The sequence below is a fragment of the Rickettsiales bacterium genome, assembly GCA_035765535.1.
Lineage (GTDB): Bacteria > Pseudomonadota > Alphaproteobacteria > Rickettsiales > JABCZZ01 > JABCZZ01.
The window spans coordinates 288,530-313,022 of record DASTXE010000001.1; the positions used below are offsets into that span (position 1 = coordinate 288,530).

The following is a 24,493-nucleotide window of genomic DNA, read 5'->3' on the forward strand; positions in this document are numbered from 1 at the left end:
ACGGAAGGAAATATGGAAGAAGGCAGTATTATCGACGGTAAAGCATACGCCGCGCAATTGCGGGGTAACATTAAGGACGCCGTTGCGGAAATGAAGGCAAAGCACGGAATCACGCCCGGTCTGGCGGTAGTGCTGGTCGGTAACGATCCAGCGAGCGAGATTTATGTTGGCAGCAAGGGCAAGATGTGCCGCGAAGTCGGTATCGAACCGTTCGATTTTCGCCTGCCGGAAACTACAACGCAGGCCGAGCTAATTGCAAAAGTCGAGGAACTGGGCCGAGACCCGAAAGTCAACGGTATTCTGGTGCAATTGCCACTGCCCAAGCATATTAGCGAATCCTCCGTTATTAATGCGATCAATCCGGAGAAGGACGTGGACGGGTTCCATGTCATCAACGCGGGCAAACTCGCCACGGGGCAGGACGGTATGGTTCCATGCACGCCGCTGGGCTGCGTGTTGCTGCTCAAGCGTGTCTTCAGCGATCTTTCAGGCAAACATGCGATTGTCATCGGCCGCTCCAATATCGTGGGTAAACCGGTGGCGCAGTTGCTGCTGAAGGAAAACTGCACGGTAACGATTGCCCATTCCAAAACCAAGAACCTGCCGGAACTGTGCAAGCAGGCTCATATCATCGTGGCTGCGACAGGCAGGCCGGAAATGGTGAAAGGCGAGTGGATGCGTAATGGCGCGGTCGTTATTGACGTAGGCATCAACCGCATCACGCTGTCCGACGGCAGCAATAAACTGGTAGGCGATGTCGCGTTTGCCGAAGCGGTGCAGCGTGTGAAGGCGATTACCCCCGTTCCAGGTGGCGTTGGTCCCATGACGATTGCCTGCCTGCTTGCAAACACGCTGAAGGCCACCTGCATTCAGAATAATCTCGACAGTGAACTTTTCGGTATTCCGGTCAATCTTTCCAATGTGGAGTCGGTGAATCTATGAGCTATGTTTTCCATTCTTCTATCTTGCGTGAATACGACATACGTGGCGTGATCGGCGAAACCCTTTCAGCGGATGATGCCTATGCGATCGGCCGTGCGTTCGGCAGTTTCAAGCCGGAATGGAAGAATGCAAAACCGCGTATTGCCGTTGGGCGCGACGGCAGGCTGAGCTCTCCGGCGTTGGAAGAAGCGCTGATTAAAGGGCTTAAGGAATGCGGTGCCGAAGTGATTCGTATCGGTATCGGACCGACACCTTTGCTCTATTTCGCGGTCTGCACGGATAAGCTCGATGGTGGTATCATGATTACCGGCTCGCATAATCCGCCGACGCATAACGGCTTCAAATTCATGCTGGGGCGTAAATCCTTTTACGGTGAAGACATCAAGAAGCTCGGCGTTATCGCGCAGGAAGGCGCGTATATTTCCGGTGAAGGTAAGGTTGTAGAAAAGGATTTCGGCCCGCTTTACGTGGAAACGCTGGCAAAAGCATTTGGTGATGGCCGTAAGCTGAAAATCGCATGGGATTGCGGTAACGGCGCTACGGGGCGCGTGGTTGAAGAACTGGTGAAGCGCCTGCCAGGCGAACATACCGCACTCTTTACCGAAATTGACGGCGGTTTCCCGAATCATCACCCTGATCCAAGTGTTGCCAAGAATTTGCAGGATCTGATTCGTACCGTACGCGAACGCGGCTGTGATGCAGGCGTAGCGTTTGACGGCGACGGTGATCGTGTCGGTGTAGTGGATGAAACAGGTGAGATCATCTGGGGTGACCAGTTGCTTGCAATTTTTGCAGCCGAAGTACTGAGCGAGCATAAAGGCGCGACGATCATCGCAGACGTCAAGGCAAGCCAGACCTTGTTTGATGAAATTGCAAAGCTTGGCGGCAAGCCGCTCATGTGGAAAACTGGCCATTCGCTTATCAAGACCAAGATGGCGGAAACCGGCGCGCTGATCGCAGGTGAAATGAGCGGCCATATGTTCTTCGCCGATAAATATTTCGGCTTTGACGACGGTATTTATGCCGCCGTCCGTCTGATTGCGTTGCTTGCGAAAGCCAATGTTCCGCTTTCCAGCCTGCGTAAGAAACTGCCGGTAACCTGCTCCACGCCGGAGTTGCGTATCGAATGCGAAGAAACCCGCAAATTTGCCATTATTGACGAAGTGAACAAACGCCTGAAGCAATCCGGCGCTTCGTTCAGCGATGTAGACGGAGTACGCGTGATGAATGAGGACGGCTGGTGGCTGCTGCGTGCCTCCAACACGCAGGCCGTGCTGGTGGCGCGCTGCGAATCGGGTTCCGAAGCAGGGCTTGAGCGTCTGAAAGAGAATCTGAGCCGTGAACTTTCCGCCAGCGGCATCAAGGTAGCGGCTTAAGCAATGACGCAGTTCACCATCAGTCTGGTGCAGCTTAACACGCAGGACGATCTGGCCGCGAATATCCGCGCCGTCGAATCCTATGTGCGTGAGTCTGCCCGGAAAGGTGCAGAGCTGATTTGCCTGCCGGAAAATACCTTCATCATGCGGGCGCAGGAAGATGCGCAATATTCCGATCAGGGCGAAGGCGTTGAAACTTGTCGGAAGCTGGCGCAGGAGCTTGGCGTATGGATACTGATCGGCTCCATTAAGACTCCGGCTACAGGTGGTAAATTCTATAATCGCTCGCTGCTTATCAATGCCAGTGGTGACATCGTCGCGCAGTACGATAAGATCCATTTGTTCGATGTAACGCTGAAAAATGGCGAAACTTACCACGAATCAGCGCGCATCGAAGGCGGCCAGAAAGCGGTGATTGCACAAACTCCCTGGGGCAAGCTCGGCATGACCGTGTGTTATGACGTGCGCTTCCCGCATCTATACCGCACGTTAGCGCAGGCAGGTGCGGATTTCTTATGCGTTCCTGCGGCTTTTACCTATACGACAGGTTCCGCGCACTGGCATACATTGTTGCGCTCCCGCGCTATCGAAACGGGCTGCTATGTGCTTGCCCCCGCCCAGTGCGGAACTCACCCCGGCAGCCGCCGTACCTACGGTCATTCGCTGGCATTCACGCCGTGGGGAGAATTAATTGCCGAAGCACCGGAGGCAGAAGCTGGCATTACGCTCGTGCAGGTGGATACGGATAAAATACGCGAAGCGCGATCCATGGTTCCTTCGCTTACGCATGACAGAGGGTTTGGCCTTACAACCTATGAATAACAGTGCGCAGCGTCTGCAGGAAATAACGCAGAATATCGAAAAATGCCGAAAGAAATCTCCGCTTGCAGCGGCAGCGGTGACGCTCGTGGCCGTGAGCAAGACGCAAAGTGCGGAAGCAATTGGCGAGCTGATTGAAGCTGGGCAGAAAGTCTTCGGTGAAAACCGCGTGCAGGAAGCCGAAGAAAAATGGCCCGGCATCCGCGAGCGCTATCCGGATATCAAGCTGCATCTGATCGGTTCGCTACAGACCAATAAGGTAAAACATGCGCTGCAACTTTTCGATGTGATGCACACGGTCGACCGCAAAGCACTGGTGGATGCCATCGTTAAGGAAAGCGCGAAGCTGTCGGATATACGCTGCAAGCAGTTCTTTGTGCAGGTCAATACTGGGGAAGAGCCGCAGAAAGGCGGCGTAAGCCCTGCCGAATTGCCTGAACTGCTTGAATATGCAAAGCAGGCGGGACTGACCATATCCGGCCTGATGTGCGTTCCTCCGGCGGATGCCGTACCGTCACCGCATTTTGCATGGCTTCACGAGGCAGCACAAAAATTCGGGCTGCCGAATCTCAGCATGGGAATGAGTGGAGATTACGAAGCGGCCATACGCCTAGGCGCAACGCATGTGCGTATAGGAACGGCGCTGTTCGGAGAGCGTAAGTATTAGCTAACGGCGCGGCGGAAGACTGACTTGCGATGGTGCAGGAGCTGGTGCGGTCACTCGTTCAACCCAGCTCGGGGGCTGCTGAGGAAGAGAAACCATTCCCTGATTATCAAAAGGTGAAACACTCATAACTACTCCTTTGTTTGGCAGCAGAAAGGTGCGTAGCAACCTGTTCGCCAGCAATTAAGCATAGCGTGAAATGAAGGGAATAAAAGTGAAGGTTTTGTGACGGCTTTTAAGCAGCCAGCGTCTTACTACCAGCCAGGGCAACCTGTTCGTCTTCCGGGGATTTTACGCCTGAAACGCCGATGCCTCCGACACACTCACCCTCATAAAGCAGCGGTACGCCGCCCTGTACGGGCACGCGTCCGGGGAAAGAGATCATGGCGGGACGTTCTTTCACCGAATCTTCCAGCATGCGCGTGGCAACTTTAGCAAGCGCTGCGGTGCGCGCTTTGCCCATGGCAATATCCGCGCTCGTGAGCGAAGCCCCGTCCATGCGCTCGAACTGCAGCAGGTAACCGGCTTCATCTACAATGGCGATGCTGACCTTCCAGTTATTCTTCTGCGCTTCAGCCTTACAGGCGGTCATGATTTTCTGGGTATCGGAGTTCGTAAGGGATGGTTTGGTACGCATGGATGCTTCCTTTCCTTAAAACGCTTTTATTGAAATTAGATGACGCCCGCGCGCAGGCAGTCATGTACGCTCAGTATCCCGACCGGCTTGCCGGCTTCATTCACCACAAAAAGACTCGTGACGGACTTGGATTTCTGGTTCACGTTCATTGTGCGCAATGCTTCGGCGGCGAGCATTTTGGGCGTAATGGTCAACGGATTTTCCGACATGACATCGATGGCGTGCTGAAACAGCAGCTCCGGCGACATATGGCGGCGAAGATCGCCGTCAGTGATGATGCCAACCAGCTTACCGTCTTCGTCCACCACGCCGGCGCAACCGAAAGATTTTTCCGTCATCATGATCAGCACTTTGGACATCGGCATGTCTTTGTCCACCACGGGAGTATCCTCGCGTGAGTGCATGAGGTTTTCAACGCGGATGAACGCTTTGCCGAGCTTGCCGCCGGGGTGGTACACATTGAAGTCTTCGCGCGTGAAGCCGCGGCCTTCGAGTACTGCCACTGCAAGCGCATCACCCAGCGCCATCATCATGGTGGTGGAGGTGGTAGGAGCATTCACAGGAGATGCTTCCGGAATATCCGGTAGCACAAGTGCTTCATCGGCAGCCGTAACAAGCATGGAAGTCTTGCGTCGCACCATCGCGACCATAGGAATAGAAAAACGCTTGGCGTATGAAATCATGTCGCGCAGTTCTTCCGTCTCGCCGGAATTGGACAGCAGGAGCAATACGTCGTTTTCTGTGATCATGCCCAGATCGCCGTGACTGGCTTCACCGGGATGAACAAAATGGGCGGGAGTACCTGTGGAGGCGAATGTCGCAGCAATCTTCCTGGCCACATGACCGCTTTTACCCATGCCGCTAATAATCAGCCTGCCGCGTGTATTCAGTATGCGTTCGACAACGGCGTCGAATGTAGTTCCCAGTACGGTCTTCAGGGCATTAAGCCCTTCTACTTCGCGTTCTATGACTTGTCTGCCTATCTCACTTGCTGCCATGCGGGTTATATTCTTTACGGATTGTTTCATTGAACGCATCTTAACGGCTGGCATATGAATTACAAGTCGTATCGCCAGTGTTTGACGGGGCCAGTATCGATGTGTACAAAGTCTGATCCCGGGTAGTAACCTACACCGCCCTTGTGCATGGAGGTGGCCATATCGCGCACCTGGCGCAGACGGCAATCATCAAGACGGATATCGATAGCTTTACCCTGCATATGCAGGCTGTTGGGATTGACACCGCCCGTATGTTTATGGAGGTAAGCATTGGTGCGTGGCGTGCGGTAGCCGGAGATCACGTCAAACGGCTTGCGCGAGTCCAGGTTTTTATGCAAAAGTGCGATGACGTCCAGCAGATGCGGGTCGATGTCGATCATATCGTTGCTGCGGTAATCGCGCATGATATAAGCGATATCTTTCATCGCGTCGCTGACATATACGCCCTGTTCCCAGTAAACTGTTTTAAGGCTTTCACCCGTATGAACATTATAGAAATGCAGCGAGCGCTTTTCTTCTTCGGCAAAAGCGTGAACGGCAGCCATGACAGAGGACGGCATAACACTGCTGGTGGCAAGTGCAAAGCCAGCCTTTAAAAGAGAGCGTCTTGTCAGTAATTCTGTCATTTTCATGCACGCTCTCATAGAGCAAGCGTTTATTTTTATCAATATTTTTATTCGAATTTATTTATGAACAATATAGCCGATAAGCAAGAAAAAGGCGAGCGAATCGCGAAGGTTATTGCCCGCAGCGGCATCTGCTCCCGTCGGGAAGCGGAAAAAATAATTGAAGAAGGCGGCGTCACGGTTAACGGGAAGCGGATTGCAAGTTCGGCCCTGAACGTAACTGCTGAAGATGTGATAATGGTGCGCGGCAAGCGCGTAACGCAGGCGGAAGAAGCACGTTTATGGCTATATTACAAGCCATTAGGGCTTGTAACGACACACAAGGATGAAAAAGGGCGTACAACGGTGTTTGAAACGCTGCCCAGGCATTTGCCGCGTCTAATTTCAGTGGGTAGACTCGATCTGAATACCGAAGGATTGTTGCTGCTGACAAATGACGGCGGACTTTCCCGCTTTATGGAACTACCGAGCACAGGCTGGAAAAGACGCTACCGGGCCCGTGTTTATGGAACTATCCTACCGGAATCACTGGAAAAGCTTGCGCGTGGCGTAACGGTGGACGGAGTAAAATACGGCTCCGTCGAGGTCTCGGTGGAAAAACGGGAAGGCACGAGCCGCAATAGCTGGGTGATGGTGACACTAACAGAAGGTAAGAACCGGGAAATCCGCAAAATATTCGAACATATTGGCTGCCAGGTCAGTCGCCTGATCCGTCTTTCTTATGGGCCGTTCCAGCTTGGGAATCTGAAGCCGGGTGAGATCAAGGAAGTACCCCGCAAAGCGCTGTTAGAGCAGCTGGGAAATTATATCAGAAAAACAGATTCATAGTTGGCATATGAAATTCATTGCAGATATGCTAATATCTGTTAGTACCAGAAGGTACGGTTGAAAATATAGCAATTTAAGGTTGCTTTGTGCCTTTCGCTTCCTCGAATAAAATAGAGAACGGCTTTACGCTTATAGAAATAAGCATCGTGCTCGTCATTATCGGGCTGATAGTAGGCGGTATCCTGACAGGCGAAGACCTGATCAAGGTGGCCAGGGTGAACACGATCATCAGCGAGAGAACCCAGTATCTCACGGCTGCGTATGCGTTCCGCGGCAAATACGGGGCAATGCCCGGCGATTTCTCCAATGCAGTAGGGATGATCGCGCCTGCAGCCGGAGGCAACACGTCTGACAACTACACGCTTACCTGTTATGGCAATAAAGTATACACAGGCACTTGCAATGGTAATGGTGACGGCACCATAGGTTATCCTGCAAGCCAGCAGGGCGGGCAGGGATGGGCGTCCATTAACGGCGGCAATCAGAGTTCCGGTGAAGCGCCAGAAACCGAAGGGCTGCTATTCTGGAACCAGATGGCATTCGCAGGAATGATAGCAGGAAAATATATGCCTGCTTTCCGCCCTACCGGAACTCCGGTGGATGATGGCTACGGTAATGGCCCGGAAGAATATCCCGGTTTCAATATCCCGGGTTCAAGAGCGTATAGTAACGCAGCGTGGTCGTTATGGAATATATATGTCCAGCCGGTGGATACTACATTGGGTTTATCGAACAATAATACCAGCGGGCATATGTTATTTTATGGGGCTGCGACGACCAGTACTAACGCCAATTACGACGATACGCCTCTATATCCCATCCTGACACCACTTCAGGCGCAATCTATCGACCGTAAAATTGATGACGGTAAAGCGATGACGGGTAAAGTTCAGGCAGCGCTTAAAGGATCGGATTTTACGCCTAGCTGCACCACGACTAACGATCCGACAACCAGCCAGTACGACCTGTCCAACACAGGCATATTGTGCAGTTTATATTTTATGGTGTTCTGATTCAGAGAGTAATGGCTTTGACCTTGCGGATAAACTCCGCAATCTTCTCCGGTGATTTTACACCGGGAGCAGTTTCAACTCCGGAAGAAATATCGAGTATGCGCGCTCCACTGATGCGTAAAGCCTCTTCTGCATTACCCGCATGGATGCCGCCGGAAAGAAAGTAAGGCTTTGTAAAAACCCGGCCAGCCAGCATTTTCCAGTCGAACGCCGTTCCCGTTCCGCCATGCAGGCCTTTGGGAGATTTCGCATCGAACAGCAGCATATCGGCTGTCTGTTCATAGGCAGCTACAGAGGAAAAATCTTCCGGTGTCTGTATATTGAAAGCCTTAATGACCGGTAGGCCGAAATGTGCTTTGATTTCTGCCACGCGTTGCGGTGATTCGCTGCCGTGAAGCTGTATGTAATCAGGGGCAAACTGGCTGCAGATAGCGTCCAGTAAATTATCGTTAGGGTTAACCGTCACGGCAACGGTTTTGCGCTGTGCATACTGCTTAAGCTTTCCGGCATCTTCCGGTGCTATATAACGCGGAGAAGGGGGATAGAAGATAAAACCGAGATAATCCCCCGCATTGGCCGCCTCAATAGCCTCACGCGTTTTAAGCCCGCATATTTTGATTACGGGCTGCAAAACGGTTACGCGGCCTTCTGACCGTTTTCAAGGAACACGGAAACGCATTCCGCCATCGTCCTGGAAGCACGGCTGATCGGGTCTGTCATATAGTAATTTGCAACCGGGTAGATGAACGGGGTGGTAGTAACTCCGGCATTGGCATCGCCCTTGCCAGCCTGCCATACGGCCTGCGGGGCCTGCGGAATGAGTGCGCGCAGCTGCTCGAGCGTATCGAACGCAAGCGTTCTGCCCAGCACTTCCGAAAGGGAACGGATGATCTTCCAGTCTTCCTTCGCTTCACCGGGAGGGAAAACCGCCTGCGCAGTATGTTGTGTAAAGCCCTCGGTGTTGACGTAAGTCGCATTCTTTTCAGTATAGGCAGAGCCGGGCAGAACAACGTCGGCACGGTGAGCGCCCGCATCGCCGTGATGCCCCTGGTAAATAACGAAAGCCTTACCGAGCGCTTCTGTCGGGATTTCATCTGCGCCGAGCAGGTAAACCACATCCATGCCGCCGCGGCTCGCCGCTTCCAGAATACCATGTGTATCCTTGCCGTTCGGGCCGGGTACAAAGCCGGTATCAAGACCGCCTACGCGTGCAGCCGCCCTGTGAAGGACGTTAAAGCCGTTCCAGCCGTCCTTGACGAGGCCGAAATTATCCGCGATATAACGCGCGACTTTGAGGATGCCTTCACCGTCCGTGCGTGAAAGAGCGCCCTGGCCGACGATAATCATCGGGTTGCTGGCTTCCTTGAGCTTCTGGCTGAGCGGATGTTTGCCGGAAGCAATTTCTTTCAGGATTTCCGGATTGTTACCCAGCCATTCGGTCTTGTAGGTGAGATCCGTTTCATCGCCGATCACATAAATCTTGAGCTTGCCCTGCAGGTAGCTCTTGCGGATGCGTGCATTGATGATGGTGGCTTCATGACGCGGATTCGTGCCGACGAGTAGCAGCACGTCTGCCTGTTCAATTCCGGCAATAGTCGAATTGAAAAGGTAAGAAGCACGATCGGTCACATCGATCTTCGCGCCGTCCTGCCTGCAATCCGTATGCGGAGAACCGATGGCGGTCATGAGCGCCTTCAGGGCGAACATGCTTTCAACGCAGGCCTGATCACCGGCAATGGCGGCAATCTTCGTCGGCACAGTATTATGCAATCTGTCTGCTACAACAGCCAGCGCTTCCTGCCAGCTTGCTTCCTGCAGCCTACCATCACGGCGGACATACGGGCGATCAAGGCGCTGGGTGCGCAAGCCGTCGCACGCATGGCGGGTCTTGTCGGAAATCCATTCCTCGTTAATCTCTTCATTCAGGCGCGGCAGAACGCGCAGCACCGTATTCTGGCGCGAATCGACACGGATATTGCTGCCCACAGCATCCATCACGTCAATGGATTCAGTTTTACGCAGTTCCCACGGGCGTGCGGTAAATGCATAAGGGCGGGAGGTCAGTGCGCCGACCGGACAGATATCCACGAGGTTGCCGGAAAGTTCGGACGTCAGCGCTTTTTCAACATAAGTACCGACTTCCATATGCTCGCCACGGCCCGTTGCGCCGAGTTCCGGCACGCCGGCGACATCAGCGGAGAAGCGGATACAGCGCGTGCAATGAATGCAGCGCGTCATCTGGGTTTTGATCAGCGGCCCCATATATTTGTCCTGGACGGCGCGCTTGTTTTCATCGTAACGGCTGGTGCCGCGGCCATAGCCCATGGCCTGATCCTGTAGATCGCATTCGCCGCCCTGGTCGCAGATCGGGCAATCAAGCGGGTGGTTGATAAGCAGGAATTCCATCACGCCTTCACGGGCCTTTTTAACCATGGGCGTATTTGTTTTGACATTCATACCTTCCGCGACAGGAAGTGCGCAGGAAGCCTGCGGCTTCGGCGGGCCGGGAGAAACTTCGACAAGGCACATGCGGCAGTTGCCGGCGATCTTGAGGCGCTCATGGTAGCAGAAACGCGGGATTTCAACTCCTGCCGCTTCGCACGCCTGGATCACGCTGGAACCGGCTGGCACTTCAATTTCTTTTCCGTCAATAGTCAGTTTTGTCATAGTTTTCTCTTTAGCCAACGTGAAAGAATATCAGTTACGCAATGTATTGCTTATTTGAATTTGTGCAAATGATTTCTTTAGGAAACCCATGGTGCGCAGGACAATATGTAAACGGTGTATTATACCCGCAGCCATGCAATCATTTTATCCAGTACGCTCAGGACTTTCTTAAGCTCTTTCGGGTCGGAAAGCGTGTGGCTGCCATTTTCTACGAGGATAGTTTTGACATCGTCCGATTCCAGCCTTTCATTGATGCGAATGGCGATATCCCAGGGAACTTCATCGTCCTTGGTGCCGTGCAGCAGGCGGACGGGGCATTTGATCGGGATTTTCTTGTTCAGCAGCAGGTGCTGGCGTGCTTCCTCGATAAAGCGCTTCGTAATGGGGTAATCATCTCCCATATCGGATGCCACCATGACCTGGCCTTTGGTCTGCAATTCCTTGACCTGGCTCTTCTTGAGCTTTTGCAGTACGGCATATTCGGTGAAATCGGGAGCGGCGGCGATGCCGATAATACCAGCGACATTACGCGGTTTCTGGATGGCGAGCAATAACGCGAGCCAGCCGCCCATCGAAGAGCCGACGAGTATCTGGCGTCCATCGGTCAGCTTGGTCAACACCTGCAGGGCATCTTCCTTCCAGCGGCCGATGGTGCAATCCTCGAAATCTCCGGAAGATTCGCCATGTCCTTCATAATCGAAGCGGATGAACGCACGGCCCTGTTTCTTGCAGAAATTTTCAAGCGCCAGCGCCTTTACGCCGTTCATGTCGGAGCGGAATCCTCCGAGAAACATAACTCCGGGGGAGGCGCCTTCGATTTTGTTGTAGGCAATCTTGCCGCCGTTCTTGAGTTTCAGGTAGGAAGTCATGCTAGTAAACCCGCTAAAATTTGATTGCCAGGATGCTGTTTGACGATGGTTATAACCCGGGAGGATAAGTTTTCAATATGATTTATGATTTTTCCCGCTGCAATCTTCTCTTGCAGACATCCTCGAGCGAGATGTTATTGAAATATTGATAAATATGCTTGCCGAGCCCTTCCCAAAGATCATGGGTCAGGCATAGTTCTTTACTCGCCATGCAACCGTTATGCGTCTGGGTCTCGCAGCGCGTCATTTTGATCTCTTCCTCAACCGCCGTGACGATTTCGGAAATCGGAATATCGGCGACCGCACGTTCCAGCACATAACCGCCTCCGGGGCCTTTGACGGACTTCACAAGCTGGTTCTGTCGCAGCTTGGAAAAAATCTGTTCAAGGAACGAGAGCGGTATTTCCTGGCGCTCCGCAATTTCCGAGAGGCGCACAGGATGCCCGCCGGAATGATTGGCGAGATCCGTCATCGCCATGACGGCGTATCGGGCTTTAGCGCCGAGAATCACGCTTTGGTCTCCCACCGCTCAGCGGTCTGGGCGGAGTCCTGCATGGTGGATTCCAGCGTCTGGATGCGGTTCTGCAGGATGCCGATCTGCTTGATGAGGGTTTCGACGGTTTTCAGCACGGGATCATCTTCATCCTGTGTGCCATACGCGTCGAAGTGGGCACTGACCGTAGTTTCCGTTTTGTGTTCCACCTGATGGGCCGGAACCCCTACCATCGTCGCACCGTTGGGGACGTCCTTCACCACAACGGCATTGGAGCCGATGCGGGCATCATCGCCCACATGAATGGGGCCAAGCAACTGCGCACCCGCGCCGATGATGACATTATTTCCGATCTGCGGATGGCGCACGCCTTTGTCGAACGAAGTGCCGCCCAGTGTGACATCGTGGTAAATCGTTACATCATTGCCGATGGTTGCCGTTTCACCGATCACCACTCCCATACCATGGTCGATGAAGAAACGCTCGCCGATGCGTGCGCCGGGATGGATCTCAATGCTTGTGAGAAATCGGCCGATATAGGAAATAAAGCGCGCCAGCAACTTAAAGTTGTGCTGCCACAGCTTATGCGTCAGTCTGTGAATGAGAATCGCATGGAACCCTGGGTAGCAAAGTACCACCTCAAGGCGTGAGCGTGCGGCCGGGTCACGGGCAAAAACGGCGTCAATTTCTTGGAGGATACGCTTGAACATTGCAATTATCAAAACAATATATTAATAAACATGTGAAATCTAATATAACCTCCCATAACAATCAACAAATTAAGCAGTCATAAAATCATGCCGGAAATATTTTTCAGTGGACCGGAAGGCCGCATCGAAGGGCGCTATCACCATAACGAAATGAAGGGCGCGCCTATTGTCGTGGTGCTCCACCCGCACCCGCTTTATGGCGGCACCATGAATAATAAGATCAATTACAACCTGTATCAGGCATTCGTGCGTTCCGGCTTCTCGGCATTGCGTTTCAACTTCCGCGGCGTGGGTAAATCCCAGGGAAAATTTGACGATGGGATCGGTGAACTGGCAGACGCCGCAACGGCGCTCGACTGGATTCAGCAGCAGAATATGGATGCTTCCGCCTGCTGGATTGCAGGGTTTTCCTTCGGTGCATGGATTGCCATGCAGCTACTGATGCGCCGCCCGGAAATCAACGGTTTCATGGCGATTTCGCCGCCCGCGAACCTCTATGATTTCAGCTTCCTTTCGCCGTGCCCGACCGCAGGCCTCATCACGATGGGCGACAAGGATGAAATCGTCTCCGAAGAGGCAGTGAGCAAGCTCGCGCACAAACTCTCAGGCCAGAAAGGTGCTAACCTGGAATATAAGATTATCCCGGGCGCCGATCATTATTACCGCAATAACCTGGATGAGCTGAACACCGTCATGGAAGATTATATCGGCCGCAGAATGTCGGATTTCACACAGAACCGCAAGGTAAGGCCGGACCGCAAACGCCGCCAACTGCCCAGAGACTAAGGAAAACGGCCATTTTAGACTCTTTGGCGGTTTAATAGAATTTTCCCTTGTATTTGTCGTGGGTTTTGCTATTTTGCCGCCTCATTCCTTACGCACTCGTAGCTCAACTGGATAGAGCATCAGACTACGAATCTGGAGGTTAGGGGTTCAAGTCCCTTCGAGTGCACCATTCTCTTTCGATATGCTAGCAAGTATTTGCTACCTTCTAGAAACATCTCCATCAATTTAATCAAGCTAATGTCGAACACAGTTGTAGATTAAAATCCTGTTTCTTGCCTATGCAATTTTATAGCCTGCTTGTTAAGCTATGCCTCCGTATGCGTGCAAGTTGCCCTTTGCGTTGTGATAGTTCGCTTTATCCTATCTCTTTTAGCCCATCCTCAAGCTTGTCTTCGCGGTTGTTTTTATAAACACGTATTGCCAGCCGAAATCCCTTGGTTTTTATTGTTTGGCAATTTTTATCTTACGAGTATAAGTATTCCATAAATACTAAATTATTAAAGCTTGTGAATTGAATATGAAAACACAGTATTACCTTCTTGGCGGCATATTAGTTTTACTGACTATAGGTGTATTGCTCGTCGCACACTCAGAGCCTTCGACTTATGCACTAGATAAAGATTTAGCAGAGGTGCATGCTGCTATTGAAGCTGTAAATGCAGAAGCAGCCCAATATAGCGGCGGACTGATCCTCATACAGATACAGCTACAAAAAAGTGTACTCCAGAACACAGAAGCGATGCTCTTACAAAAACGGAAAGCTCTGCTCAGGCGGATAGAACTGGGCTATACTATTGACGGAAAAAAGTCCGCTCCTGCGACCACTGAGCAATTAGATAAAATACAGAAAGATATACAAGAAGTTAAATCCAAGATAGAAAAAACAGAACAAGAAGCAGCGCAATATAATGGAGGATTAATACAGGTCACATTACTGATGAGTGCGGAAACACAGAAGATGACTCTAGCAGCCTTAGAACAGAAATATTACACCGCAAAATATGGCATTCCATTTGTATCAGTGGATTTCGATACTGCAAAAGATAAGAAAGCTGTATCGCCGGGTAAGATCGTAAATGATAAAGATGCATTATAGATCCTAAGGAAATCAATATGAGAACTCGTTTATCTCCTTTAATAGTACCTCTGCTCTGCCTGTTATTGTCGCGACAAGCATGTGCTACAGAAGAAAAAATAACTCCTACTGCTGAATCCAAGCACGAAACGTCCGCAGAAGCTCCATTCGGTCTCAAGTGGGGAATGAAGGAAGAAGATGCCATGGCTGGAGGAATTACATTAGTTGATATAAGCAAGCCCGGAGATGGAAAAGGATTTACCGCTACAGGATTATCCAAAACACTTTCAGATACCGGAGTTGTGTTTTTAAATTTTGGTTACGATGACAAGCTCTGGCTTATTGTGGCCGTAAGCAAATCTTTTACTAACGATCCATACGGAACAGCAGTTAGTGCACGCTATAATGAGTTGAGCAGTTTGCTTGAGAAAAAATATGGAAAGGGTGAGGTTAGGCATATTAATGATCAGCGTTTATACACAAGGGCTGATGAATTTCTAGCGGGTATTAAGAATGGTAGAACGCTACACTTCACCACGTTCAAAAATCAAAGAATCTATATAGAGTTAAGTATTGGAGCAGAGTCTTATGATTCTGGGTATTATAAAATAAGGTACGAGAACACCGAGCTTGGGAAAGAGTACGAGAAAAGTAAAAAAACTAACGAAAAGGATGCATTGTAGCGAGAACGATGCATATCAGAGGCATCTAACCTTGATGAAAAGAGGCAGCAGAATGAAATTACAGGCTCCCACAGCAAAGCTCAATGAAGCCATAAGAAATAAAGAATATATTGGAGCTGAGCCAAGCTTAAAGACGCTGGATTTTCTGGGGGTGTTTATTCTGCCTGGTTTTCTGGAGCACCCCTTAGTGGACAAGCTGCTCACTCTCTGTAAGAGCGATGAAAATAACAAGGCCGTGCCATTTCATCCAACGAGAGTAGAATCTGCAAATGATGACATTTTAAACACGTTGCTTTCAAGTGATAAGCTTATGCGCTTATTTGAAAGCGGAATATTCTTTGGTGGAAATGTTGCCGTTTACAGGCCGGTGATTTTCAGGAAAGACAAAGATAACGCTAAAACCGTTCAGCTGCATAGCGATTTGAATTACATGATGGGAACCAGCGAACGCTATTCCTTCTTCTTCGCTTTAACGGAGGCAAAAAACTCCAATGGAGGATTAATTGTTTATCCGGGAACACATCATTACGGATTGCTGAGCGATGCAGGCGAAATCAATGCAAAGATTTTGCCGGATGACTACCCAATGCTCGCGACTGATATGAAGCCTGGCGACGTATTCATAATGAATTCCGCTACGTGGCATATGTCTAATCCGAATGAAGATAAGACGGATAGAGTATACCTGGAAATGAACATACAACACGCGGACGATCCGACGTCACATAAAATTGTATCGGGACATTCCAAGTCAGAATGGAAAAATCCTTTAACTGCGGAAGAAATATTTTTGAACTCACGTGTCCAGAGGCTAAAGGCTTTTTATAATAATGCTAGCAAGGGTGTTTGATGGGGATATGGCATTTGCCTAAACATAGAATGTGTTAAACAAAAAAGAGCCGCTAGTTTAATGCTACCGGCTCTTTTTACATTTAGCTATAGACACCCGTATTAAATGGTCGTCTGCGGAATAGTTCCATGCACAGGCTGAAGCTCTTCGTCCTGATCAACATGCTTATGGTGATCAGCGCCCAGCAGCATATAGAAGGCCGGAACGATGAACAGCGTGAAGAACGTGCCGATCGTCAGGCCGCTGGCAATCACGAGGCCCATGTTAAAGCGGGAAGCTGCGCCTGCGCCGGAGGAGAAGATGAGCGGGGTGACGCCCAGTACCATCGCGGCGGTGGTCATCAGAATCGGGCGCAGACGGATGCCTGCGGCTTCTTCAATAGCCTCACGTTTCGACTTGCCCTGCTCCTGCAGGCGGTTGGCGAATTCCACAATCAGAATGCCGTGCTTACTGATCAGCCCCATGAGCGTCACCAGACCTACTTTGGTATAGATATTGACGCTGGCGTCGCCGACGCCTGTGCTCACGAAGATCATCGCGCCTGCAATCGACATCGGAACCGAGGTCAGGATGATGAACGGATCGCGGAAGCTTTCGAACTGCGCTGCCAGAGTGAGGTAAATAATGATGACCGAGAAAGCGAAGGTCAGCACGAACCCGCTCGATTCATGCACGAACTGGCGCATTTCACCACCGTAATCGAGCGAATAACCCTGCGGCATGACCTTGGCGGAAATACCTTTGAGCGTATCCAGCGCATCCCCCAGCGGTGCAAGCGCCACGCCCTGAATCGTCGCAGAGTTCATCTGCTGGAAGTGGTTGAGCGATTCCGGAACAGTCTTAGTCTTGATCGTAGCGATGGTGGAAAGCGGAACCGTCGTACCGTCAGCAGCCTTGATATAGTAATTGCGCAGCTGTTCGGTATTCAGGCGTGAACTCTGCTCCACCTGCGGAATGACCTTGTAGGAACGGCCATAAAGGCTGAAATAGTTCACATAACCGCCACCCAGCATCGAAGCCAGCGCATTACCGACATCGCTCATTGTCAAACCGAGCTGTGCGGCTTTGTCGCGGTCGATCTCTACAGTCGCCTGCGGAAGATCGATCTTCAGGTCGAGATCAAGGAAGAAAAACTTGCCTGACTTCATGGCTTCCTGCAATACGCTGCCTGCAACTTCCTGCAGCTCATCAAACGACTTGGTCGTCTGAATCACGAACTGCACCGGAAGACCTGTGCTGCCCGGCAGCAACGGCGGCGGGAATACCGCGCTTCGGACGCCGGGAATAGAGTTCAGCTTCTGCTGGAGAATGCCCTTAAGCATCTGGGCATTGCGTTTGCGTTCATCCCAGGGCTTGAATACGGCACCCTGAATGGCGCGGCCTGGCATGTCCAGCTGGAAGATATGGTCCGACTCAGGAAACGAAGCCAGGATTTTATAGGCTTCGTGCGAATAAATCTGGCGCTGTTCCAAAGTCGCATTGGGGGCATTGAAGTTGATGGAGATAAGCGCGCCCTGATCTTCTTCCGGAGCCAGTTCGTTCTTTGCCGTCGTCCACAATCCGTAGATGCACACGAAAGCAATGATCGCGAACGTATAGGTGATCGGGCGGTAGTTCAGGCTGCGATCGAGCACCTTGTGATAAATTTGGCGTATACGCTCAAAATAGCGGTCGATCGTAAGCACTAGGCGCTGGTCCCAGCTGCCGCCGTCAAGCGTATGCGGCTTCAGGAAGCGCGAGGAAAGCATAGGCGACAAGGTGAGCGCGACAATGGCGGAGACAGTGATCGCAGCCACGAGCGTAAAGGCGAATTCCGTAAACAGCGCACCGGTAAGTCCGCCCTGGAACCCGATAGGCACATACACTGCGACGAGTACGATCGTCATCGCGATAATCGGGCCGACCAGTTCACGGGCTGCCTGAATGGCCGCTGAAATGGGTTTCATGCCTTCTTCAAGATGGCGGTTGACGTTTTCCACGACAATGATTGCGTCATCCACCACAAGGCCGATGCCGAGCACAAGTGCCAGCAGCGTCAACAGGTTGATGGAGAAACCAAACGCAAGCATGAATACGAATGCGCCGATCAGCGAAAGCGGAATCGCAACGACCGGAATCAGCACGGAGCGCGGCGAACCGAGGAACGCGAACACCACGAGCGTCACGATCAGCAAGGCTTCGATCAACGTGCTTTCCACTTCATGGATGGCGCTGTTAACGAACTTGGTGGAGTCGTAAACGATTTCGCCGTTAAGCCCTTTAGGAAGCTGCGCAACGATTTCCGGGAACATGGTGCGTACGCGACCGATCACTTCAAGCAGGTTGGCATTCGGCGCGACCTGAATACCGATGTAAACTGCTTTTTTGCCATCGAACTGCACTTCGGATTCGTAATCTTCAGAACCGAGTGTTACCGTTGCCACGTCTTCCAGCCGGACAAGCGAGCCGTTGATCTGGCGCACGACCATATGCTTGAAATCTTCCAGCGAATGCAGATTGGTGGATGCATTCAGGTTGACCTGAACCATCTGGCCCTTGGTGTTGCCAAGGCCCGATATATAGTCATTCTCCGCAAGCGCTTTGCTGACATCGGCCGCGGTAATGTTGTAAGCCGCAAGTTTTTCAGGATTAAGCCACGCACGCAGCGCGAAATTCTTGTTACCGATGAATTCCGCCGTCTGCACGCCCTCGATGCTCTGCAGCTTCGGCTGAACGACACGCAGCAGATAGTCGGTAATATTATTGGAAGGCAGGACATCGCTGCCGAACCCGATATACATCGCGTCAATCGTCTGGCCGACCTGGACTTTCAGGATAGGTTGCTGGGATTGCGGCGGCAACTGGTTGAGCACGGAGGAGATTTTGGTCTGAATTTCCGTCAGCGCTTTGTCCGGATCATAGTTAAGGCGCAAATTGACTGTAATCGTGCTGAGTCCACTTGTGCTGGTCGACGTCATGAAGTCGATACCGTTCGCCTGAGCGATGGCATTTTCCAGCGGCGTGGTGATAAAGCCCGCTACGATATCCGGATCAGCGCCGTAATACGTTGTAGTAACCGTAATGACGGCATTTTCCGTGCGCGGATATTGCAATACCGGCAGCGAAAATACAGCGCGCAAACCCAGCACCAGTATCATCAGGCTGACAACGGATGCCAGAACAGGGCGGCGGATGAAAAGATCTGTAAAATTCATGGCTTGGCCTTATTACTCAACAGGATGGGGATTGGCGTCGTTTTTAGGGGTCACTGAATTATTGATGTCGATAGCCGCGCCATTCTGCAGCTTGATCTGGCCGGCGCTGACCACGATGTCACCGTCCTTCAGGCCCTTTAGCACCTGAACCTGATCGCCGCGCGTTTCGCCGACAGTCACAAAGCTCTGCTCAACGACGAGATCCTGGTCTTTCTCATCAATCGGCTTGTCTGACTTATCCTTGTGATGGACGACATAGACCGTATTGCCGTACGGGTTATACGTGATTGCCGTCTGGGGCACGGTCACGAACTTCTCTGGCGTGCCCACGGAAATCTTAGCTGTCGCATACATACCCGGCAGCAACGCATGGTCGGCGTTGGTAAGTTCCGCACGGACCGAAACGTTGCGCGTAGCGGTATCCACTTTGGGGTTGATCGCAGCAATTTGTCCATGGAATACACGGTCGGGGTAGGTATCGTTCTTCACAGCGATTGCCTGCCCCGGCTTAACCTGCGCAAGTGCCTGCTGCGGTATGTCGAAGTCGAGATAGATCGGGTCGAGCTGCTGCAGCGTCACAATGTTGGTGCCGGCTTTGATATACTGGCCGACATCTACATTACGGATACCAAGATGGCCACTGAACGGAGCACGGATGAATTTCTTATCTACGATAGCCTGCTGCTGCGCCACCTGTGCGCGGGCGCTGGCAAGCGTTGCCGCATCTGCATCCAGCGTAGCTTGCGAGATAGCTTGCACAGCTAACTGTTTCTTGTCGCGCGCATAGTTGATTTGCGCGAGCTTGGAAGATGCCTGCAGCGAAGCGAGCTTAGCCACGTCATCTTCGGCGCGTTGCTTAATCAGTAATGTGCCCTGTTTAACATCATCTCCGGAGCGGAAGTTGATTTCCTCGACAATGCCGTCAAGCTCATTGGAAAGATCCACGCCTTTTTCTGCGCGGATGCTGCCAACGGCCCTCATTTCCTGGCTCCAGTCGCTGGAAGTCGCTTTTGCAGTGGAAATAGTCTGCTTCATCGACGCCATACCGGATTTCATCGCCATGAACGCCTGGTAGCCTTTATATTTTGAATAGCCAATGATACCCAGCACCACCGCCACGCAGGCGAGCATGATCATCATCTGCTTCAGCATGCGGTAGCGCAGGCCGATAAACGTGACGATAGCAGCGAAGACCAGGAAAATAATAAAAGGCATCATGATTATTTCTCACTCTTTGAGGTGGGTTGTTTTTCGGTTGTCGTGGCAGGAGCCGCAGAATTTTGCGCTTTTTCCGCATTCTGCCATCCGCCGCCAAGCGCCTGGAAGAGGGTGACGGTGTCCGTCAGGCGTGCTGCGCGCGCCTGCACGAGCCCGATGCGTGCCTGAGCATAGGTGCGCTGCGCATCCAGCAATTGCGGATAGCTGATCGCGCCGACTTTATACTGTGTCCGTGCAAGATCGAGGCTGTTATGCGCGGCCTCTTCGGCATTGACCTGTGCAGCTAAGCCTTCCGCATCATACTGTAATGCGCGCAACGTATCGGCGACATTTTTGAAGGCCTGCAGCACAGTGCTCTTATATTGTGCGCTGGCTTTGTCGTAAGCGGCAACGGCAGCGCGCTTTTCATGCAGTAAAGTGCCGCCGTGGAATAAAGGTTGCAAAAGTCCGCCGCCGATGCTCCAGACTTCCGTGCCGGAAGTAAAAAGCTTGCTGAAGCTGGTGCTTTCAGAGCCATAAGCGCCATTGATGCTGATCTGCGGAAGCATATTGGCGGTGGCGACGCCGACATTCGCGCTCGCCGTATGCAGCATGGCTTCTGCCGCGCGGATATCCGGGCGCTGTTCGACCAGCGAGGAGGGGAGGCTGAGCGGTAATTGTTCCGGCAGTTTCAGATCCGTAAGGTTGAAATTCGCCAGTGTATTATTGCCGGGGAACTTACCAGCCAGCACGGCAAGCTGGTTGCGTGTCTGCGCAAGCTGTTTTTCAAGTGACGGCAGAGTCGTCTGCGTCTGTGCCAGCGTAGCTTCCTGTTCCAGTACAGTGGTTTTGGGAACCGCACCGACAGCAAGCTGCTTCTTCAAAAGATCCAGCTGTTCGCGCTGGATGTTGACGATATCGTTTATTTCCTTGATCTGCTCACGCAACGAAGCTTCCTGGATGGCGGTCGTCACTACGTTAGCCGTCATACTGAGATAGGCAGCCTCGAGCTCAAATCGTTCGTAATCCACCTGTGCTCCCGCTGCTTCCAGTGCGCGTCGTGTGCCGCCGAAGAGATCAAGATTATAGGAGACGTTGACTGTTCCCTGATATAGGGTAAAAATGGAAGCCGGTGCGCCGGTTTGACCGAAGGCAGCCGGATTGAATTTTTCACGCGTTGCTTTGAATCCTGCATCGATGGAAGGCAGGAAATCGCCGCGTGTCGCGTAATAAGCTTCCTGGGCCTGACGCAGGGAGGCGGTGGCGGCCTCAAGATCAGGATTTTCCTTGAAAGCCTCATCCACAATTTTATTCAGCGGTTCGGAGCCGAATTGTTTCCACCAGTCCATGGGCACATCGGCACCTTTGGCAAAGCGCTGTGCGGCGCCGGTATCGCCTTTGGCGGAAGCAGTCTTTCCCGGCATTTCACTATCGGTATAGCGTGCTATATCAGGCCCTTTGGGCGATTTGAAATCGGGCCCTACGGCGCATGAAGACAGCGCAAGAGTGGCGGTTGCCAGTAATAAAACCTTCATCGGGTGCATAATCAGGATGCCTTGGGTTGGTCGGTGGTTAAGCCGTAAATTTCACATTCTTCCAGCACGCCGCGCTCAACGAGCGCTTTGCGCATTTTCAGCAGCAGGGCAAGAAACTGCTCCTGTTCGGGATGGGTAAAGTCAGAGAAAACTTCCGCCACACGGTTACGGAATTCCCCACAGTTTTCCGTCAGCATTTTTACGGCTTTCGGAGTGATTTCAATCATGGTCGCGCGCCGGTCGGTATCATGGGCTGTACGCACTACCATTTCCTCTTTCTCAAGAGCATCTACCAATGCGGTGATATTGGTGGCGCTGACTCCCAGTTCATCGCGCAGGGCGCTCATCATCATCGGACCTTTTTCCATCAGCGGCCACATCAGGCGCAGGCGCTGCGGTGTCAAACCCTTCTCATTCATATGCGACTCGGCCCAACGCGTATAAGCAGGGCTTAACACCCAGAAAAGCTTGATAAGCTTATGGTCCAGGGGAAGCGGCTCCTGGGTGGTGAGGCAGGAATGAGGTTTATTTTCCTTGGTCATGCTACGATCATATATTGCGTAATAATAATATGCAATAAGAAATAGTTTATATATGAACTTTATTGGATAAGTGTATAAATAATAACCCGAAAGTTACTGAATCCTATTGATAGGATTTAAACTTAAAACGTATGACAATCAAACTGGAGAGTCTAGCGATTAGAACCGAAGCCCGCAAAATAAAACAGGATGATCGCTATGGCAAGCGGAGAATGAGCGGAAGATTCACTATCCCATAAGGAGACAAATTTCTACGAAACCTTTAGTACCTTCGCCCCGCGTATATGTCCGGATTTAAGTTCAAGCAAGGCGCGATTAGCATCTTCCAAGCTATATTCTTCCACGGCAGGCTGGATCGGGATTTCCGCAGCGATGCGTAAAAATTCGCTAACATCGAAGCGTGTGACATTGGCAACGCTCTTGATCTCTTTCTCTCGCCACAGATGCTCAGAGTAATGCAGATTCAATAACGCTTCCTTATCGGCATCTTCCTTGCGGATGGCATTAATAATCAGGCGTCCGCCCGGTGCAAGATTCTGCATTGCCATCACCACGGGTTCCCACGCGGGAGTGGTATCAATGATCGCATGCAGAGGAGCAGGGGCTTGTGCCTGTATCTCGCCTGTCCATGCAGCACCAAGTTCCTGTGCGAAAGCCCGCCCTTTTTCGTCGCGTGCGAACACAAACACATTGCTTGCCGGATACATATGGCGGGCAAGCTGCATGACAAGATGCGCGGAAGCGCCGAATCCCATCAGCCCCAGATTCTGCCCGTTTTCAAGCTTGGTAAGGCGTAGCGACCGAAAGCCGATCGCCCCGGCGCATAACAAAGGAGCGGCCTGAGCATCGCTGAATGTATCAGGAATGGGATACACAAATGCAACCGGCGCAGTCATGAGTTCTCCGTAACCGCCATGCGCATCGGAGCCTGTGGCTTGAAAATGAGGGCAAAGATTCTCTTCGCCTTTCTGGCAATATTCGCAGCGGCCGCAGGCGGAATGAACCCATGCCACACCAACCCGGTCGCCTACATTGACCCCCTGCACACCTTCGCCAAGTTTTTCAATCGTCCCTACCACCTGATGCCCTAAAATAACGGGCATACGAGGCATAAGGCGGCCTTCTATTTCATCCAGTTCCGTATGGCACACACCGCATGTGCTGACACGGATGCGGACTTCGCCCTGGCCCGGTTCCGGTGCGGGCCATTCAACTAACTCAAGAGGATTATCCTCAAGAGAAGCCTGCTGTCTGAGTATCATCGCTCTCATGATTACAACGCCGAAAGATGTTTGGCGAACCAGTCGGAAGCGAGCTGCGCTACATCCTCCAGCGTACCGGGTTCTTCAAACAGATGTGTAGCGCGGGGAACAATATCCAGCTTCGAGCTGGTATTGAGTTTAGTAATTGCGTTCTTATTAACTGCCAATACTTCAATATCCTGTTCACCGACAATAAGAAGCGTAGGGGCTTTAACCCGTAACTGATCGTCTCCTGCCAGATCGGGACGTCCTCCACGGCAAACTACTGCGGAAACGCCTTTGGGGCGCCTCGCAGCTGCGGCTAGAGCTGCCGCTGCACCTGTGCTTGCCCCGAAATATCCTATCCGCAATCCTTTCAGCGCCGGGTGGTGAGCAGCCCATTTCTGTGCTGATAGGAGGCGTTCCGTAAGAAGCTCGATGTTAAAGCGCAGTTTGCGTGTGCGCAGATCAAACTCTTCTTCCTCCGGCGTCAACAGATCCATCAGCAGCGTGCCAATCCTTTTGTCATGTAAGACACCGGCCACAAACTGGTTGCGCGGGCTGTGTCTGCTGCTGCCGCTGCCATGCGCAAAAATAACAATGGAATTGGCTCCTTCCGGCATGTACAGATCGCCGCTGAGAGTAGCTTCCTCTGCGGGGATCCATACCGCGGTATCTTCACCGGTAACAACGGGATGGATGACATGCTGTCGTAATAAACTGTCCATAGATAAACACCTCTTCTCAT

Annotated in this window: 24 protein-coding genes and 1 tRNA gene; 11 read left to right on the forward strand and 14 right to left on the reverse strand. The window is 51.9% G+C overall.

The features are described 5' to 3' along the window. The first annotated feature begins 12 nt into the window (after positions 1-12). From folD to VFT64_01500, 4 genes are read left to right on the forward strand one after another with little or no spacing between them, the layout of a single operon-like run. A complete protein-coding gene (gene folD / locus VFT64_01485) occupies positions 13-942 on the forward strand; it encodes a bifunctional methylenetetrahydrofolate dehydrogenase/methenyltetrahydrofolate cyclohydrolase FolD (protein HEU5046495.1) in 930 nt (309 codons plus the stop codon). Continuing rightward, on the forward strand, positions 939-2,318 hold the full coding sequence (locus tag VFT64_01490; protein HEU5046496.1) for a phosphomannomutase/phosphoglucomutase: 1,380 nt from the start codon (positions 939-941) through the stop codon (positions 2,316-2,318). Before folD ends, VFT64_01490 begins: the two co-directional genes overlap by 4 nt. Before the next feature lie 3 nt (positions 2,319-2,321). Beyond that, the gene (locus VFT64_01495) at positions 2,322-3,140 is read left to right on the forward strand and encodes a carbon-nitrogen hydrolase family protein (GenBank protein HEU5046497.1); all 819 of its coding nucleotides are present in this window, start codon (positions 2,322-2,324) and stop codon (positions 3,138-3,140) included. Then, entirely contained in the window at positions 3,133-3,804 is a 672-nt protein-coding gene (locus tag VFT64_01500) for a YggS family pyridoxal phosphate-dependent enzyme (protein HEU5046498.1), read from the forward strand. Before VFT64_01495 ends, VFT64_01500 begins: the two co-directional genes overlap by 8 nt. Positions 3,805-4,036: 232 nt before the next feature. Here the strand turns inward: VFT64_01500 and VFT64_01505 are convergent, their stop codons facing one another. The 3 genes from VFT64_01505 to VFT64_01515 are packed head-to-tail and all read right to left on the reverse strand — an operon-like array spanning position 4,037 to position 6,068. Further along, complete coding sequence (locus VFT64_01505; protein ID HEU5046499.1) at positions 4,037-4,438, reverse strand: heme-binding protein; 402 nt, start codon at positions 4,436-4,438, stop codon at positions 4,037-4,039. 35 nt (positions 4,439-4,473) lie between these two features. Next, on the reverse strand, positions 4,474-5,466 hold the full coding sequence (locus tag VFT64_01510; protein HEU5046500.1) for a KpsF/GutQ family sugar-phosphate isomerase: 993 nt from the start codon (positions 5,464-5,466) through the stop codon (positions 4,474-4,476). Positions 5,467-5,495: 29 nt separating this feature from the next. Continuing rightward, positions 5,496-6,068, reverse strand: a complete 573-nt coding sequence (locus VFT64_01515; protein HEU5046501.1) for a DUF882 domain-containing protein — start codon at positions 6,066-6,068, stop codon at positions 5,496-5,498. Between the two features lie 57 nt (positions 6,069-6,125). Between VFT64_01515 and VFT64_01520 the strand changes: the two genes are divergently transcribed. Both VFT64_01520 and VFT64_01525 read left to right on the forward strand, forming a co-directional pair. Beyond that, the gene (locus VFT64_01520) at positions 6,126-6,890 is read left to right on the forward strand and encodes a pseudouridine synthase (GenBank protein ID HEU5046502.1); all 765 of its coding nucleotides are present in this window, start codon (positions 6,126-6,128) and stop codon (positions 6,888-6,890) included. 86 nt (positions 6,891-6,976) lie between these two features. Beyond that, positions 6,977-7,903 (forward strand): prepilin-type N-terminal cleavage/methylation domain-containing protein, encoded by a 927-nt coding sequence (locus tag VFT64_01525; protein ID HEU5046503.1) that lies wholly within the window; start codon positions 6,977-6,979, stop codon positions 7,901-7,903. Position 7,904: 1 nt separating this feature from the next. On the opposite strand, the gene VFT64_01530 is transcribed toward VFT64_01525, so the two are convergent. The 5 genes from VFT64_01530 to cysE all read right to left on the reverse strand — a co-directional run bounded on the left by VFT64_01530 (position 7,905) and on the right by cysE (position 12,642). Beyond that, complete coding sequence (locus VFT64_01530) at positions 7,905-8,534, reverse strand: phosphoribosylanthranilate isomerase (protein HEU5046504.1); 630 nt, start codon at positions 8,532-8,534, stop codon at positions 7,905-7,907. A gap of 5 nt (positions 8,535-8,539) precedes the next feature. Then, the gene (nuoG, locus tag VFT64_01535; GenBank protein ID HEU5046505.1) at positions 8,540-10,570 is read right to left on the reverse strand and encodes an NADH-quinone oxidoreductase subunit NuoG; all 2,031 of its coding nucleotides are present in this window, start codon (positions 10,568-10,570) and stop codon (positions 8,540-8,542) included. Positions 10,571-10,689: 119 nt separating this feature from the next. Further along, positions 10,690-11,439, reverse strand: a complete 750-nt coding sequence (locus VFT64_01540) for an alpha/beta hydrolase (protein ID HEU5046506.1) — start codon at positions 11,437-11,439, stop codon at positions 10,690-10,692. Positions 11,440-11,521: 82 nt separating this feature from the next. Then, on the reverse strand, positions 11,522-11,950 hold the full coding sequence (locus VFT64_01545) for an Rrf2 family transcriptional regulator (protein ID HEU5046507.1): 429 nt from the start codon (positions 11,948-11,950) through the stop codon (positions 11,522-11,524). Beyond that, positions 11,947-12,642 carry a serine O-acetyltransferase gene (gene cysE, locus VFT64_01550; GenBank protein ID HEU5046508.1) on the reverse strand — a complete coding sequence of 232 codons (696 nt, stop codon included), beginning with the start codon at positions 12,640-12,642 and terminating at the stop codon, positions 11,947-11,949. Before cysE ends, VFT64_01545 begins: the two co-directional genes overlap by 4 nt. Before the next feature lie 87 nt (positions 12,643-12,729). Between cysE and VFT64_01555 the strand changes: the two genes are divergently transcribed. From VFT64_01555 to VFT64_01575, 5 genes are all read left to right on the forward strand, one after another. Next, on the forward strand, positions 12,730-13,428 hold the full coding sequence (locus tag VFT64_01555; GenBank protein HEU5046509.1) for an alpha/beta hydrolase: 699 nt from the start codon (positions 12,730-12,732) through the stop codon (positions 13,426-13,428). A 92-nt stretch (positions 13,429-13,520) separates the two neighbouring features. Next, a tRNA-Arg gene (locus VFT64_01560) sits at positions 13,521-13,597 on the forward strand. Positions 13,598-13,945: 348 nt separating this feature from the next. Continuing rightward, positions 13,946-14,524, forward strand: coding sequence for a hypothetical protein (locus VFT64_01565; GenBank protein HEU5046510.1), 579 nt, complete (start codon positions 13,946-13,948; stop codon positions 14,522-14,524). Positions 14,525-14,541: 17 nt separating this feature from the next. Next, entirely contained in the window at positions 14,542-15,186 is a 645-nt protein-coding gene (locus VFT64_01570; GenBank protein ID HEU5046511.1) for a hypothetical protein, read from the forward strand. Between the two features lie 52 nt (positions 15,187-15,238). After that, complete coding sequence (locus tag VFT64_01575) at positions 15,239-16,036, forward strand: phytanoyl-CoA dioxygenase family protein (protein ID HEU5046512.1); 798 nt, start codon at positions 15,239-15,241, stop codon at positions 16,034-16,036. A 101-nt stretch (positions 16,037-16,137) separates the two neighbouring features. Here VFT64_01575 and VFT64_01580 read toward each other — a convergent pair whose 3' ends face one another. The 6 genes from VFT64_01580 to VFT64_01605 all read right to left on the reverse strand — a co-directional run bounded on the left by VFT64_01580 (position 16,138) and on the right by VFT64_01605 (position 24,473). After that, the gene (locus tag VFT64_01580; GenBank protein ID HEU5046513.1) at positions 16,138-19,230 is read right to left on the reverse strand and encodes an efflux RND transporter permease subunit; all 3,093 of its coding nucleotides are present in this window, start codon (positions 19,228-19,230) and stop codon (positions 16,138-16,140) included. Positions 19,231-19,242: 12 nt separating this feature from the next. Further along, on the reverse strand, positions 19,243-20,448 hold the full coding sequence (locus tag VFT64_01585) for an efflux RND transporter periplasmic adaptor subunit (GenBank protein HEU5046514.1): 1,206 nt from the start codon (positions 20,446-20,448) through the stop codon (positions 19,243-19,245). A gap of 2 nt (positions 20,449-20,450) precedes the next feature. Further along, complete coding sequence (locus VFT64_01590; GenBank protein HEU5046515.1) at positions 20,451-21,971, reverse strand: efflux transporter outer membrane subunit; 1,521 nt, start codon at positions 21,969-21,971, stop codon at positions 20,451-20,453. Positions 21,972-21,973: 2 nt separating this feature from the next. Next, entirely contained in the window at positions 21,974-22,504 is a 531-nt protein-coding gene (locus VFT64_01595; protein HEU5046516.1) for a MarR family winged helix-turn-helix transcriptional regulator, read from the reverse strand. Between the two features lie 251 nt (positions 22,505-22,755). Beyond that, positions 22,756-23,775, reverse strand: coding sequence for a zinc-dependent alcohol dehydrogenase family protein (locus VFT64_01600; protein ID HEU5046517.1), 1,020 nt, complete (start codon positions 23,773-23,775; stop codon positions 22,756-22,758). A 2-nt stretch (positions 23,776-23,777) separates the two neighbouring features. Continuing rightward, positions 23,778-24,473 carry a dienelactone hydrolase family protein gene (locus VFT64_01605; GenBank protein ID HEU5046518.1) on the reverse strand — a complete coding sequence of 232 codons (696 nt, stop codon included), beginning with the start codon at positions 24,471-24,473 and terminating at the stop codon, positions 23,778-23,780. Positions 24,474-24,493: the final 20 nt, after the last annotated feature.